This is a genomic window from Streptomyces sp. IBSNAI002 (assembly GCF_052244475.1).
GTDB lineage: Bacteria > Actinomycetota > Actinomycetes > Streptomycetales > Streptomycetaceae > Streptomyces.
The window spans coordinates 207,985-221,741 of record NZ_JBQPXG010000005.1 but is presented as its reverse complement, the minus strand read 5'-3'; the positions used below and the strand labels follow the sequence as shown (position 1 = coordinate 221,741).

The window sequence follows — 13,757 nt, the reverse complement described above, 5'->3', positions numbered from 1 at the left end:
CACGGCGGGGGAGCAGGGGGAGAGCTGTGAGTGCGGAGGAGCTGGACGGGATCGTCCGGCGGCGGCTGGTCGTGGTCGCGGTGGACGGATACAAGGACAGCCCTCCCGGGTTCGACGAAGCCATCGCACGCCAGGTCGAACGGATCACGGGCTGGCTCGCGGACCCGGCGCTGGACGACGCCCGCCGCTTCGAGGTGCATCAGGCGCCCCCCGTGCGGACGGTCCAGGAGCTGCGCGAGTTCCTGTGCAAGGAGAACCTCGCCGCGGCCGAGTATCAGGAAGCCGTCGTCGTCTACATCACCGGCCACGGGCTGCGCCGCGTCGCGCCCCGCCATTTCCTCACGCTCCCGGAGACCAACGAGGAGCGGCCGTTCGCGACCGCGTTCCCCACCAGCGAGCTCATCACCGCGGTCCTGGACAGCGAGTCCGAGCACGTGCTGGTCCTCGTCGACTCCTGCTTCTCCGGCACCCTGGACACCGAACTCACCAGTCTCCTCGAAGCCCTGGGCAAGGACCGGCGCGGGCACGGCGGAGCGGCCGTGGTCACGGCCGGCGACCACGACGTGCAGCCCCTGGTCGGTTCGTTCACCGAACGTGTGGCACGGGCTTGGGAGCGGATGCGGGATGAGGCAGCCGGTTTCACCGCCCCCTACCTCTCCTTCCGGGAATGGGAACAGCTCCTTTACGAGGTTGGGCGGGACGAGCACGGCGCCGAGAAGGACCTCGTGGAAGCCCGGTGGATCGTCCCGCGTTCAAGCCCGCGCGGCCTCAGCGCCTGCCTGCCCAACCCCCGCTACCAGCCTCCCGTCAGCACGACCGGCCCGGCACTGCGCCAGCTCGCCGTGACTCCGCCGACGGACGCCGACGAGGATGCGGAAGCGGCAGAGGAAGAGGAAGCGGATGCCCTGGACGAGTTCTGGCCGGAGCGTGCCTCGGGGCGGGCGGCCGCCGATGACGCGGGCTGGTACTTCAGCGGCCGTGCCGAACAGATGGGCCGTCTGACCGGCTTCCTGCGCGACGGTGACGGTGTCCTCGTGGTCACGGGCGCGGCGGGTTCTGGGAAGTCGGCGCTGCTGGCCCGGCTGGTCACCCTCTCCGACCGGGCCTTCGCGGCGGATCCGCGGTATGCGGCCATGGTGGAGGTGATTCCCGAGGCGCTGCGGCCCGTGCCCGGGTCGGTGGACGTTGCCGTGCTGGCCCGCAACAAGCCTGCCGGGGTGGTGGTCCAGGACCTGGTCACCGGGTTCGGTGCCGAGCATGTGGAGGCGTCGTCCAGGCCGGCGGTGGAGGTTCCCGTCCAGGCTCTGCTGCGGCTGGTGCTGGAGCGGACCGAAGGCGGCGGGGGGCCGGTCACCGTGGTCATCGACGCTTTGGACGAGGCCGACGACCCGCTCGCCGTGTTCAACGACGTCGTCCTGCCGCTGGCCCGCCTGCGCAAGCCCGGCGGGACCCGCCGTGTGCGGCTCCTGCTCGGGATCCGCAGTTCCCCCGATCTGGCCTACCGGGCCGGCGACGACCTCGTCGACGAACGTGCCGACCAGCTGCTGCTGCGTCTGACGCAGGCGCTGGAGGACGAAGGCCTCGTGCCCGGGATGCTGCGCAGCGACGGTCCCGACTGCGCCGGTGACATCGCCGCCTACGCCGCGACCCTGCTGCTCGCCCCGGCCGACGGCCCCTACCACGGTGCGCCCGATGCGGCGGCGGAAGCGGCAGCCGTCATCGCGGAGGCGGTCGCGCCGTCCTTCCTCGACGCCCGCATCGCCGCCGACCAGCTGCGCCGGGCCCAGACCCGCCAGGACCTGACCGAGTACGGGTGGCAGGAGCGGCTCGCCGACGGCACCAGCGGGCTGCTGCGCGAGGACGTCCAGGCCGTCTCCCGCAGCTCCGGGGTCCCGGCCGCACTGCTCGTCGCCGCCCTGCGGGCGACGGCCTTCGCACCGGGCGCGGGCCTGCCCTGGGCGGAGGTCTGGCCCGCCGTCACCGCCGCGCTGGCCGGGTCCGATCACGGGTCCCGCAACCGTGTGGACGCCGCCGACCGCGCCATCCGGGCGCTCCGTACCAGCCGCCTCACCGGGTATCTGGCCACCGCCGAGGAGGATGCGCGCACCGTCTACCGTCCGGTCCACCAGCGGCTGAGCGACCTCCTGCTCGCCAACCCCGAGTGGCTGCTGGTGCGGTCCTCGGTCCAGGCCTCGCACTGGTGGCGTCCGCCCACCGCGGCCCAGGCGCTCGCCGCCGCCCACGCCTCCATCACCGGTGCACTGGCCGGCCTGGTCGAGCAGTCCCGGCCACACCTGGCCCACCCGTACGTGCGCAGGCACTTCCTCCACCACGCGGCGGCCGGAGAGGTACTGGACGATCAGAGCGTGCCGCTGGAACTGCTGGCCCAGGAGACCTCCGGCACCCTGCGCGCGCGCCTCGGCCTGCCCCTGCCCACGGCGGACCCGCGGCGCCGGTTGCTGACCGCGGCGGCGCTGATCGAGCCGTACCTCGACGACACCGTGGACGAGGCCTCGCGCACCGGCAGCATCACCTTCCAGCGGGACGTACGGGACGAACCATGGGAGGCCCCGGACGATCTGCCGGCCACCCTCGCCTGGGGCCAGTGGGCAGCCCGCGCCAACGTACTCGCCCCGGCCCGGGGGGAAACGAGAGCCCTGTGCGTACTGCCCACACTCGACGGGCGGGCCTTGATCGCGGTCCTCTCGGAGACCGGGTCCGTACGGATCTGGAACGCCTCGACCGGTCGCCTGACGGCCGAACTCGGCCGCAGACACGGCAGGGTGCGCGGCCTGCGCCCCATCCGTGCCACAGGCGGCCGGACGTTCCTCGTCACGTGGGGCATGAGGGGCGTCACCATCCACGACCCGAGCTCGGGCCAGCCCCTCAGCGCCCTGTCACTGCCGCGTGTCGTCGACGTACACGTCCTCGAGGACGGACCCGCTCGCTGGAAACTGTTCATCATCACGGCGGACGGCACATTCGTGTGGAGGCCCAGTACTCGCGGCGCCAGCACGGGCAAGGTCATCACGCTCAAGGGCTTCCCCGAGGCGGTCCGTCCCCTCAGAAGTGGGACGACGGTGGTGCGCCGGGCGAGCGGACACGCGCTCGTGGCCTTCCCTTCTCCAGAGGGCATTCGTCTCTGGGACCCCTTCTCGGGACTGACCGGCCACCCCCCGTTCGGGGGCGCCGGAGCCCGTGTGCTCAAGACTGTGTCCCGGCCCGAGAGGGACGACCTGCTCGTCGTCAGTGCTGGACCGGAAGCGATCTCCCTCACGCGACTCTGGGATCCCTTCCTAGGTGAACCGGTGCGCCACAGCCCGCTGAGGGGCCGCGCCCAGGCGGTACTGCCCGACGGCGAGGCGCTGGTCTACTCCCGGGGCAGCCGCGTCGTCGTCCAGGACATCAACGGCCGCTGGGAGGAGTCGTTCGAGGCCGACCACCCGCGCATCGATGCCCTCGCCGTACTGGACGAACCGGCCGGTCCGCGGCTCGTTTCGGCAGGTCCGGAGGGGATCAGGCTGTGGGACATCGGCCGCGAAACGGCTGTGCACGAGGACGAGCCGGCACAGACCCGCTACGCGGCGCCACGCGGGCTGGCCGGACTACGGCCGAGGATGTGGCCCTTGTGCAGGACGGACTATCCGGGGGTCGACAGCGCCGGGGATGTCGTCGTGGTCGGAACCCACTTCGGCCTGGACGTCCACGACGCCGTGACGGGGCGGCTGGTGAAGCAGCTGGAAACCGGCCCCGTCCTGATGGTCGAGCCGATCCCCTCACCCCCTGGGAGCGCCTGCGTGGTGGTCGAGGGCCGTAGCTCCTGGTCGGTCTGGGATCTGGTGTCCGGAGAGGCCCATGCCGTACGCGGGGACCGCCCCCCGAATTCGCGGTTGTACGTCACCACGACGGCCGCTGGATTGCCGATGGTCGTCAGCATGGCGAGGGGGCGAGAGATCCGCTGCACGGTGTGGGATCCGGCCGCCGGCGCAGGGGCCACCGCCACCCAGCTGCCCCGCCCGCCCATCGAGCTCGCGCGGTTCCTCGTGCCCCTCCCCGCACGGCCCGGCGCCGCCCAGGTGGTCGCTGCGGTGGGTGCGCGCGGTATCGAGCTGGTGGACTTGGATTCGGGCCGCGTCGTCGCCGGCCTGAGACGGCCTGACGGCGCCGGGTCGTTCCTCCGGCGGGCGTGCGTCCTGCCGTTCCGGGGCCGGGTGCTGCTGGCCGCCGCGTCTTCCACGGGCATCCAGGTCTGGGACACGGCCGACGGCCGCCCGCTCGCACGTTGGGACACGTCGGCCACCCTCGCCTTGGCCGACGTCCCCTTGCCGGACGGCCGGACGCTGCTCGCTGCCGGTGACGCGGGTGCTGTCCGTCTCTGGGACCCGCTGACCGGCGAGCTACGGCACACCCTGCTCACCGGAGCCCCGGTACACGCCCTGACCGCCGGCACCGGCCCGGCGGGCACGGCCCTGCACGTCCTCGGCCCGGCCGGGCTGGCGACGCTGACGCTGGACGAGTCGTCGCTGTGAGGTGCACGGGCACAGGTGCGGCCTTGCGGGTGCCGCGGCTCCGGGATCAATGGAGCGGCCGGGTCGACCGGGACATCCCCGGGCTGTCCTCGGTCGGCCTTGCCGCCCTTTGCCGGATACCGGCAGACGGCGGAAGTCCGGCGCGCTTTCGGTGACTGGACCAGGTACGAACGGCGTGCCCGGGTCCGCGGAGCCCGCCGTCAGTGCTGCCCTGGTCTGTGACGTGACGGGAGGCGCAATGCCGGGTCGGCAGGATGACGGAGCGGGACAGGACCAGGACCAGGACAAGCCGTTCCTCAAGAAGCCTCAGGGGGTGATCTCCGTGGTGGGAGGCGCGATCGCGATCCTGGTCGCGATTCTGGGCCTGGTGTTCACATTCTTCCCTGGGTTCGAACCCAAGCCGGATCCGCCGAAGCTGGAGCTGTCCGACGTGGACGTTGCGCGGGAGCAGGACATCGTGGCCGACTGGAGCGATGCGGATCAACAACCGCAACCGGCCGTGAACAACTGGACTGCGTCGCTGCTCTCGATCGCCTTGCGCAACCGTTCTGCGGACGAGGTGCTGGTGACGAAGGCGGAGTTTGCGTTCACTGCGGTCACAAAGCTCGGCTGCCCGTACGGTGGGGGTGGTTCGGTGGCTAAGGCCCGGTACGACATCAAGGTTCCTGCCTCTGGGTTCACGCCCCCGTCCACGTTGCCCCGGAAACTGAAGTTCGAGGTGCCGCCGCATGGCAACGAGCGCATCACGTTCACCGTGGGGCCCGAGACCTACCTGTCAGGAGATCTCCCGAAGGTGTACAGCTTCACCACCACCCTCTCGGCGGATGACGGAAGTCGTCTGACGACCGAGCCTGTGGTGGTCATGAACCCTCAAGGAGTGAAAACGGTGCTCCAGGGGGCAGAGCGGGCCATGCGGTACACCGATGCCACCGTGAAGCCGTCCTGTGTGAGAGAGCAGGCGCGCAGAGCGCGAGAGATCGTCGAGGGCGCCACGCTCGTCTCCCCGGAACTGGTTCAGTTCAGCGGAGAACTGAACAGGCTGGCGGCCCTGCCCGATCCCGGTGGACCCAGCCAGTGACGACGGCGACCAGTCGCTGGTTCTTGGCCTTCCGGCCCATGACTCTGCAGCTCTTGCCGCCGGCCTGGTAGCCGGGGCGCTTCCCTCATAAGGCTCAAAGATCCAACCCCGGCAACCGGAAGGCCCCGGATGACCGGCGCGCTGCCGGTGTCGGATTCGGTGAGGGCGCCGGGCTTACGCGGAAGGGCTTCCTTCACTAGTCCGGGACGGACCCGGCGGGGCACCTCGAATGGCTGCCGGGCCTGGCACTGACACAGCCACCCTCGTATAAGTTTGCTTATACGAGGGTGGTTGCCCAGGAACGATCGTCAGGGGAGGGCCTCATGAGCGGGGATCAGGTGGTGGCGGCGGTGCCCGTCGACGACAGCGCGGTCCTCGAGGCCGAGATCGTCGACATCGTCGAGGCGGAGCTGCTGCCCGCGACCGTTCCGCCCGCGGCCCGGCCGCTGATCGACCAGCACACCATCCTCTATCCGGGTGCGGCAGTGCCGACCGAGGCGGACGCGCCGACGTACACGCGCGCGGACTTCGAGGTGTCCGCGGCCACGGCGGACCGTCTGCGGAACAAGGCCTCGCCCGCCAACACCAACCGCAACTACGGCAGCCAGCGAAGGAACTTCGCCCAGTGGTGCGAGGGGATGGGCCGGGTGGCGAGGCCGTGCACCACGGCCACGTACGTGGAGTGGGTCGCCGGGCTGATCGCGCGGGGGATGGCGCCGAACACCATCCGCACGTACATGTCGGGCGTCCGTACGTGGATGCCCGAGGACCGGCGGCCGGGCACGACCGAGGTCCGCGGGATGCTCGCCGAGTACCGCAAGGAGTGGGGCAAGCGGAACCGGGTCCGCAAGGCCCCCGCCATCACCGCGCTGATGCTGCGCGCCATGGTCGACACCTGCGACCTGCGGACACCGGCCGGTCTGCGGGACCGGTGCGCGCTGCTGGTCGGGCGGGGCGCGCTGAACCGCCGTATCGAGCTGGCCGATCTGGACATCGACGACGTCGAGGTCGAGGACGCCGGGGTCGACCTGTGGATCGCGTACTCGAAGACCGACCAGGAGGGGAAGGGCGAGAGCACCTTCATCCCGGCCGATCCGGCCGACCCGCGCTACGACCCGGTCGCAGCCGTACGGGACTGGCTGAACTGCCTGCACCGGATGGGCGTGCACGAGGGCCCGCTGATGCGGGCGCTGACCTCGACGGGCCGGCTTCAGAACCGGAGCGCGGCTACCGCGCGCGGCGCGTACGTCACCGGCGACGCTCTCAACGACTGGGTCCGCCACCGCGCCTACCTGGCCGGTCTGCCCGGCTGGCACCTGGTCACCTCGCACGGCCTGCGCCGCGGCGGCGCCCAGGAGATCGCGGACGCCGGCGGCGACCCGACCCAGCAGGGCCGCTGGAGACCGGGCTCGGCGACCGTCAAGCGCGAGTACCTGGACCGTGCCCAGTCCCGGGCCCAGAACCCCTGGCACCAGGTCCAGGCGTCGCGCCGCCGGTCTACGGCCGACGCCCCGTAGGCCGGCGATCGGGAAGCGGTACGGCCGGCCACGTACGCAAGGAAGCCCGTCGTTAGTCCGGGTCGGCGGTCCAGGGCCAGGCAGCGTGGCGGCCGGCTTCGATGGGGCCGATCATCCGGAACGCGGCGTCCGTGAGCCCTCCGAAGGTGTGCCGGGTGGGGTGCCCGAACTTCAGGCACCAGCGGCGGAAGAACGCGGACAATCGTGGACTCGCAGTCCGTCACTGGCGCCGACACCGTCTCGAAGGCCACCCGCGGCTACGACACGGCGAAGGCGACATCCGATGCGAAGAACTGTCAAGCGGCGAGGGTGAGGCGGGGTTCTCGCGAGGCTGGGAAGGCTACGGCCTCGTTGAACGGGACGCGGTGATTCAGGCAGTGGTGGAGGCAGCCGATCATCCGGTTGAAGAGGTTCACCTGAGAACTGTCACAGCGGCGACTCGCGCTGTTCCGGCGGCTGGAAACCTCGTGCACGAACACCGATGATCTTTCCGAGGCCGCGGTGCAGGCATTCGAGGCACATACCGATGCCGAGATCATCACGAGTTTCCCAGGGCTGGGTCCGCTCAGCGGAGCCCGGGGTTCTGGCCGAGATCGGCGACGCACGGCCGGCGACCGGCACACAGCAACCGACCTCGGCTCCCATGGCCTCCTCGACCAGGGGAAGATGGCGCATCTGCGTTGCGCGAAGTGAGCTGTGCAGACGCTCGACCGCGTCACAGACAACCAGCAACCCGTGAACCAGCGGAACGACGCCAGGCACCAGGGCTTTCCACGAAGAACTGATACTCCCCTTCCTCGGAGTCCCCGAGGACTGGGAAGGGGCCTTCGGATCTCCAGCACGTGGATCTCGAACCCGGCGAGGATTCTCCGCTCAATCGACTCCGAAGGCATGGTCCGCCAAGGGTGAGCCCCCGGGGTCGGCAGCGAGACCTGCTGTCGACCCCGGGGGCTCCTGTCAGGTGTGTTATGACACTGCGGCGTGTGGCTTCGGCTTGTGGTGGTGGGGCTTCTTCTTGTCTGAGACCCGCACGGTCGCGGTGGCGGTCGCCCGGGTGTCGTCCCCGTCGGCAGTCAACGTTGCCGTGTTGACGAGCCGATCGGGAGCGGACGGCAGAACCTTGACCTCGAGGACGAGGTCGGGGTAGGAGGCTCCGGGGCTGAGGGCGTCATTGCGAGTGCAGGACAGCGTGCTTGCCGTGCAGTTCCAACCGGGGCCGGACAGCCCGACCACCGACACTCCCTGGGGGAGTCGATCAGTGACGGTGACCTGGCCGACGGTTGACCGGTCTCCCTCGTTGGCCACCGAGATCGTGAACTGCCCTTCGCGGCCGCGGACGAGGTTTCCGCTGCTAGCAGTCTTCGTCAGCGTGAGCGACGGCCTGGTAAGAGGGCCGGGGGAAATCGTGACCTGCCCGACGATGAGCGCGGAGAGTCCGGCGCCCACGGTGATGGTCGGCGACATCTGGACGCTGGGCACCCAAGGGGTGGTGGAGGTGTTGACGCTGATCGTCGAGACGGTGCCGTTGTCGTTGGCGGTGTAGGCGGTGTCGGTTCCGGTAGCGGCGTTTCCGAGAGAGGCTACGCCCTGGGTCCCTACGGTGCCCCTGGAGAGGGGGACGGTCTGCGCGGACTCGCTGGCGGCGTCGATGACGGAGAACGTGGGCTGGAAGGAATTCGAATCGAGTCCGACCGCGTAGGCGTGCGAGTTGTCGGCTGCCGCGATGGAGGTCTGCCCACCCGTCATCGGGATGATCCGGGTCACGGTGAAGGTCGTGGTATCGATTACCGCGACGCTCTCCTGGATAGTACTGGCGGTGAAGAGCGTTTTCCCGTCCGGTGAGACAGCGATCGACGATGGAACGTTGACGGGTCGCAGAGTGGTTACGCTCTGGTCACTCGTATTGATGGCGTACACGGCGTTCTGGTTGCCGTCGGCCGCGTACACGATGTCGACTCCATCAGCCCTTGTGGCCGCCGCCAAGCCGGTCAAGAAGGTCGATTCGCCAGGCGAAACGGGAATGGGTACGCCGCTTCACGATCTGGAACCAGGTCACCGGCGCCGCCGGCGTGCTCGCCACGGCCTGAACAACAGGTCGGCCGATACCCCACCAGGCCCTGACTCGCCCCCCCTCTTACGCCGCCGACAGGGTGACAACAGCTGCGTTGAAGCTGCAGGCGGTTGCCGGGGCAGTGGTGGTGCAGCTGGTGATTCGGCCGTTGTCCATGGTGATGGTGAGGTGTCCGAGGTCCGTGCCGGTAGCGGTTTGGAGGCTGTACTCGGTTGTGGCGTCGGTGGTGGCTGTCGTGTTGTCCTCGGCCTGCCGGGTGAGCGAGCCGCCGGGGTCGATGCGGTGGTCGACGCCTGACGGCACGAGTGTGCCGGATTCCCGGACGTGCACCAGGGTGAGGTCGGGTGTGTTGTTGCGGATGGTGTAAGAGGAAACGGTCGGCGCGGCCGGGGTACCGCTCTGTGTGTCAGCGTTGGCGTTCGTGAGATCGGTGGAGGGGGCGGTGACGACTCTTTCGCAAGCGAGGTTGTTGAAGTCGCCGATGTTATAGATCAGACACATGCGAGAGACCGGCGTACCGCCGATCTCATCGGCTCCTGCTGAAGGTGCACCGACAACAAGTGCCACACTCGATGCGAGAGCGGTGAAGGCCATCCTGCCTGCAGACATCAGACTTCTCCCTGTTGTTTGGCCGGTTTCTCGACCGCGAGGCCTCGATCCTTCTGCGGGAGAGGAGATCGTACGGTGACGACACACCGTTGACTGCCCACCTGAAGCCCAAAGCCGACGGCTTCGATCAGAAAGAGCGACGAACCTCTCGCCGGGCTGACGCCAGGTCAACGATCCTCTCAGGGTTCATTCCCGCCGGTCGGTGGTGTCGGACGGCATGCCGGTCGAGGCAACGGGATCATGTGAGACCGTCTCATCACACGGCAGCGGGAAAGGGATTCGCCATGCCGATCAAGAATCGTTGGGCCCTCACGACCACCACGACCGTGGCGCTAATGATCGCCGGCGCACAAACCGCGTCCGCGGATGCCTTCACGGATCACTGGAAAACCCGTACCGCGCCAGATATCACGATCATCGTCACGGCAGGCGACCACATCACGGCAGACCCCGGACGCATCACCAGAAATGGCACGCCCACGCACGCTCCCGTAGCCGCGGTCTGCCACACAGGCTCCGCACCTCTGTGCCATATCGCCTGACGCCGGTGCGAGATGACCTAAATCTCGCATTTCCACTCTGCCCCGGTCCTACAGCAAGGCGAAGCACGCAAGATGCCAGGGATGCCAGAGTGCCGCGGAGATGCACGGGAAAGCTGAACAGCAGGCCCTTCACCACCTGGAACCACATCACCGACACCACCGGCCCGGGCCTGAACCACAGCCCGCCCCCGGCCCCGCCACACCCTGGTCCCCCATCACGATCATGCCGACGGCAACGTGACAAGGCCGTTGTGGGACATGTTCCAGCGGGTGGTGCCCGAGGCGCCGTCGCGGCCTCAGGGTGGCGGTCGGCGTCGGGACGGTGACCGGGAAGTGCCGGCGGCGATCGTGTTCGTCGCGACCTCGGGTTGTACCTGGCAGCAGCTGCCTTCGGCGTCGTTCGGACCCTCCGGCGCGACCGCCCATCGGCGCTTTTCCGAGTGGTCGAAGGCCAGAGTGGGGGCCAAGCTCCACCGCCTGGTCCTCGACGAGCTCGGTGCCCGCGGCGAGCTGGACTGGTCCCGCTGTGCCATCGACTCGGTGAACATGCAGGCCCTGAAAAGGGGGACCTGACAGGCCCGAATCCTGTCGATCGAGGCAAGTTTGGATCGAAGATCCACTTGATCACCGAGCGGACCGGTCTGCCCCTGTCCGTCGGGATCTCCGGCGCGAACATGCACGACAGCCTCGGTCTTGAACCTCTCGTGCGGGGCATCCCGCCGATCCGGTCCCGGCGAGGACCCCGTCGGCGGCGTCCCGGCAAGCTCCATGCGGACAAGGGCTACGACTACGTTCACCGGCGACGATGGTTACGCGGGCGCGGTATCACCCACCGCATTGCCCGCCGCGGCATCGAGTCCTCGCAGCGGCTGGGCCGCCACCGCGGGACCGTCGAGCGCACCATGGCCTGGCTCGCCGGCTGCCGCCGCCTCCACCGTCGCGACGACTTCCTTGCCTTCGTCAGCATCGCCTGCACCCTCATCTGCTACCGCCGACTCGCCAAATGAGATGACGTCTTGGTAGGTCCCCTTGATCATCGGAGCTTCGTCGCTTACGGAACTGCCATAGTGAAGGTCCGTCACATGCCTGTGACCTGCTGATCCACCAAGCAGCCAGGACTATGAATCAGCCCTGCCAATTCACCCGACCGACACAGCCACGCCTCCCCCACCCCACACCCACGCACCACAAAGAATTCAAGAACAACAACCCAAACCAATCGAAAGAACCCCCACGCGCTACACACGCAGCACACTCGCAGCCACCACAGCACTCCTCGCCCTCACCGGACTCGGACAAAGCACCACCGCACACGCCGATGACGATAAGAAGCACGGGAAAGACAACGGCAACATCTGCGTCATCGACGTCAAGGGCAACCACAACCACAACGCCTGCGGCAGCATCAAATACGGCAACAACGCCACCACCGGACAAGGACACAACATCACGCGCCCCCAGGTAGGATGTCCTGCTGGCAGTGACTCTTACCTGACTGTCACTCTGCACAACAACACGGGAAGCGCATTCACCCTCACCAGCCAGAACAGTCCCGGGGACCCCTAGTGTGACCTTGGCCTGGGCTGTTTACCCACCGGCATCTATTCCCGCTGGCGGAACAGGCACATGGCAGTCTTGCGGCCTGCTTAACACCGGCAGCACTGTCGAATACATTGGTACAAATCGAGACTGGCGACTTAGTCAGGCGGTTTCACTCTTTGGAGTCGACACGGGCTCAGTAACATGGGCGGGCGGTGACTGCATCGCAGACAGCAGCTATCAGGCAAACTACGACGGAAATGTGATCTGGACATGTACGTGATGTCTGAGATCGACCATCTCTGAGATCGGCCCCTGTCACGCTATCGGAGGCGTGATCGTTTGATGGTGCGTCAGGACGCGGTGGGGGCCAGCAGTCTGCTGTTCAGCCCGTCATGGACAGGTCGGTGGCGCCAGCGATCTGGTTCCAGATCGTGAAGCGGACCCTCATTTCGAAGCGGTACCAGCCTGCAGTCATCAGGTGCCGGTGGGGTCTGAAGTAGGGTGAGATCCCGGTGAACGCGGACAGGAAGCGTTGTGCTCCGCCGACGCTGCGGAATTCTTTCATCGCGCGTTCGCGCTGCCTGGTGGGCTGGTGGGAGTTCTCCGCCCGGTTGCTCAACCCCTTGCGCGAGCGGTGCTCCACCGAGGGCATCACCTCACGGTGCGCAGCCTGGTAAGAGCGGAGCTCGTCCGTGACGACCACCCGGGGCACCTGACCGGTCGTGCTGAGGGAGCCGGCGAAAGAAGCGCCTGCCCGCAGCCTTGTCACGCCGGTTCGGCACCAGGATGTCGAGGATGTTGCCGTCCTGGTCGACGGCCCGCCACAAGTACTTCTGGACCCCGCCACCGACAACGTGACAGCACCACCAAGGGCGTACGGGGCTCTGTCTTGGAGGCGAGAGCGCAGCCCACATCCCTGTGTACCAGCCCTCGTTCGGACCATCACGGGCACATCCCCGCATGCGCGGGGACCAGGTCAGCCAGAAGCCATACGACCTCTGGTCCATGGGTCCATCCCCGCGTGCGCGGGGCACGGCCTTGAAGCGCAACGGGAGGTGCCACTAATATTGACATGTCCCGTACATGACAAGGGAGATGTGCCTCGTGGCCTTACGACCGAAGCTGTTGTCCACGGTAGCCCTGGTGTGCGGGGTCTTGGTGACGGTCAGCACACCGGCCCAGGCAGCCGATGCGGAACTGGAGGTCATCCCGATCGACCTACTGCTGGCCGGCTCCTACACCGACGCCGCCCGCGAGGCCATCGCGATCTGGAACACGTCCGTACCGACGATCAGGTTCGTCGAGCAGGACACTCCCGCCGCGCTGCGGGTGATGGAGTACAAGACCGCCAGGGGAACCCAGTCCCACGTGAACATCAAAGGTGCGGGTAGAGGCTGGGTGTATCTGGAGGTCGGAGACGCTCAGTTGTACAAGCCCTCGCGCATCGTCGTGCACGAACTGGGGCACATCCTGTCGCTCAACGACATCGGCCCGGGCAGCCCCTGCTCCAAGGTGATGTCGGGCGCCTGGGGTGGATCGGACTGCCTCAACGACAAGCCGGACACCAGCGAGAGAGCGGCAGTCAGGGCCTTCTTCGCCGCGCACGATGTCGGCGACAAGGTCCCGTGGTGGGGGTGACACCCCGCAGAGGGGTGCTGTTGCGGGCTGGAGTTTCGCAGGTTTCATGATCGGCTGCTGGATGGCCAGTGCCCCAGTGTGAGATCCGCTGAACAGGCCCAGCAGGGCCGGGGCCGGGGAAGGCGGAAGCATCGACGTTCTCTACGAACCCCGAGAGGTTCACGTCGGTGCTTCCACTTGCGACCGTACCGGCTTTGCTGGTCGAGGTCCCTGGAATCCTGCGGTCCTGTT

At 68.1% G+C, this 13,757-nt stretch carries 9 protein-coding genes and 2 pseudogenes; 7 read left to right on the top strand and 4 right to left on the bottom strand.

Going from position 1 to position 13,757, the window contains the following annotated elements; all coding sequences use genetic code 11:
* Window positions 1-26: 26 nt before the first annotated feature.
* From ACTVZO_RS42810 to ACTVZO_RS42800, 3 genes are all read left to right on the top strand, one after another.
* Complete coding sequence (locus ACTVZO_RS42810) at window positions 27-4,529, top strand: AAA family ATPase (protein WP_443304006.1); 4,503 nt, start codon at window positions 27-29, stop codon at window positions 4,527-4,529.
* Between the two features lie 238 nt (window positions 4,530-4,767).
* Window positions 4,768-5,607, top strand: coding sequence for a hypothetical protein (locus ACTVZO_RS42805; protein WP_443304005.1), 840 nt, complete (start codon window positions 4,768-4,770; stop codon window positions 5,605-5,607).
* Window positions 5,608-5,930: 323 nt separating this feature from the next.
* Window positions 5,931-7,124: a tyrosine-type recombinase/integrase gene (locus tag ACTVZO_RS42800; RefSeq protein WP_443304004.1), complete on the top strand. Its 1,194-nt coding sequence runs from the start codon at window positions 5,931-5,933 to the stop codon at window positions 7,122-7,124.
* 52 nt (window positions 7,125-7,176) lie between these two features.
* Here the strand turns inward: ACTVZO_RS42800 and ACTVZO_RS42795 are convergent, their stop codons facing one another.
* The gene (locus ACTVZO_RS42795) at window positions 7,177-7,326 is read right to left on the bottom strand and encodes a hypothetical protein (RefSeq protein ID WP_443304063.1); all 150 of its coding nucleotides are present in this window, start codon (window positions 7,324-7,326) and stop codon (window positions 7,177-7,179) included.
* A gap of 233 nt (window positions 7,327-7,559) precedes the next feature.
* Between ACTVZO_RS42795 and ACTVZO_RS42790 the strand changes: the two are divergent.
* Window positions 7,560-7,731 (top strand): annotated as a pseudogene (locus tag ACTVZO_RS42790) (IS110 family transposase); the annotation flags it as partial.
* 359 nt (window positions 7,732-8,090) lie between these two features.
* Here the strand turns inward: ACTVZO_RS42790 and ACTVZO_RS42785 are convergent.
* On the bottom strand, window positions 8,091-9,071 hold the full coding sequence (locus ACTVZO_RS42785) for a hypothetical protein (protein WP_443304003.1): 981 nt from the start codon (window positions 9,069-9,071) through the stop codon (window positions 8,091-8,093).
* A gap of 187 nt (window positions 9,072-9,258) precedes the next feature.
* Complete coding sequence (locus tag ACTVZO_RS42780) at window positions 9,259-9,804, bottom strand: hypothetical protein (RefSeq protein ID WP_443304002.1); 546 nt, start codon at window positions 9,802-9,804, stop codon at window positions 9,259-9,261.
* A gap of 284 nt (window positions 9,805-10,088) precedes the next feature.
* Here ACTVZO_RS42780 and ACTVZO_RS42775 point away from each other — a divergent pair, with 284 nt between their 5' ends.
* Together ACTVZO_RS42775 and ACTVZO_RS42770 are read left to right on the top strand one after the other, a co-directional pair.
* Window positions 10,089-10,346 carry a hypothetical protein gene (locus ACTVZO_RS42775; protein WP_443304001.1) on the top strand — a complete coding sequence of 86 codons (258 nt, stop codon included), beginning with the start codon at window positions 10,089-10,091 and terminating at the stop codon, window positions 10,344-10,346.
* 258 nt (window positions 10,347-10,604) lie between these two features.
* Window positions 10,605-11,353 (top strand): IS5 family transposase gene (locus ACTVZO_RS42770; protein ID WP_443304000.1). Its coding sequence is split into 2 segments (ribosomal slippage): window positions 10,605-10,908 and window positions 10,908-11,353, totalling 750 coding nucleotides; the frame shifts between segments, so codons are not numbered across the junction.
* A 917-nt stretch (window positions 11,354-12,270) separates the two neighbouring features.
* Here the strand turns inward: ACTVZO_RS42770 and ACTVZO_RS42765 are convergent.
* A pseudogene (locus tag ACTVZO_RS42765) lies at window positions 12,271-12,730 on the bottom strand (IS6 family transposase); the annotation flags it as partial.
* Between the two features lie 283 nt (window positions 12,731-13,013).
* On the opposite strand from ACTVZO_RS42765, the gene ACTVZO_RS42760 reads away from it, so the two are divergent.
* Window positions 13,014-13,526 carry a snapalysin family zinc-dependent metalloprotease gene (locus tag ACTVZO_RS42760; RefSeq protein WP_443303999.1) on the top strand — a complete coding sequence of 171 codons (513 nt, stop codon included), beginning with the start codon at window positions 13,014-13,016 and terminating at the stop codon, window positions 13,524-13,526.
* Window positions 13,527-13,757 lie beyond the last annotated feature (231 nt).

What these genes read in the sequence shown, in the direction of transcription:
- ACTVZO_RS42800 (WP_443304004.1), top strand. Translation starts at nt 5,931, where the DNA reads ATGAGCGGGGATCAGGTGGTGGCGGCGGTGCCCGTCGACGACAGCGCG.
- ACTVZO_RS42780 (WP_443304002.1), bottom strand. Translation starts at nt 9,804, where the DNA reads ATGTCTGCAGGCAGGATGGCCTTCACCGCTCTCGCATCGAGTGTGGCA.
- ACTVZO_RS42805 (WP_443304005.1), top strand. Translation starts at nt 4,768, where the DNA reads ATGCCGGGTCGGCAGGATGACGGAGCGGGACAGGACCAGGACCAGGAC.
- ACTVZO_RS42775 (WP_443304001.1), top strand. Translation starts at nt 10,089, where the DNA reads ATGCCGATCAAGAATCGTTGGGCCCTCACGACCACCACGACCGTGGCG.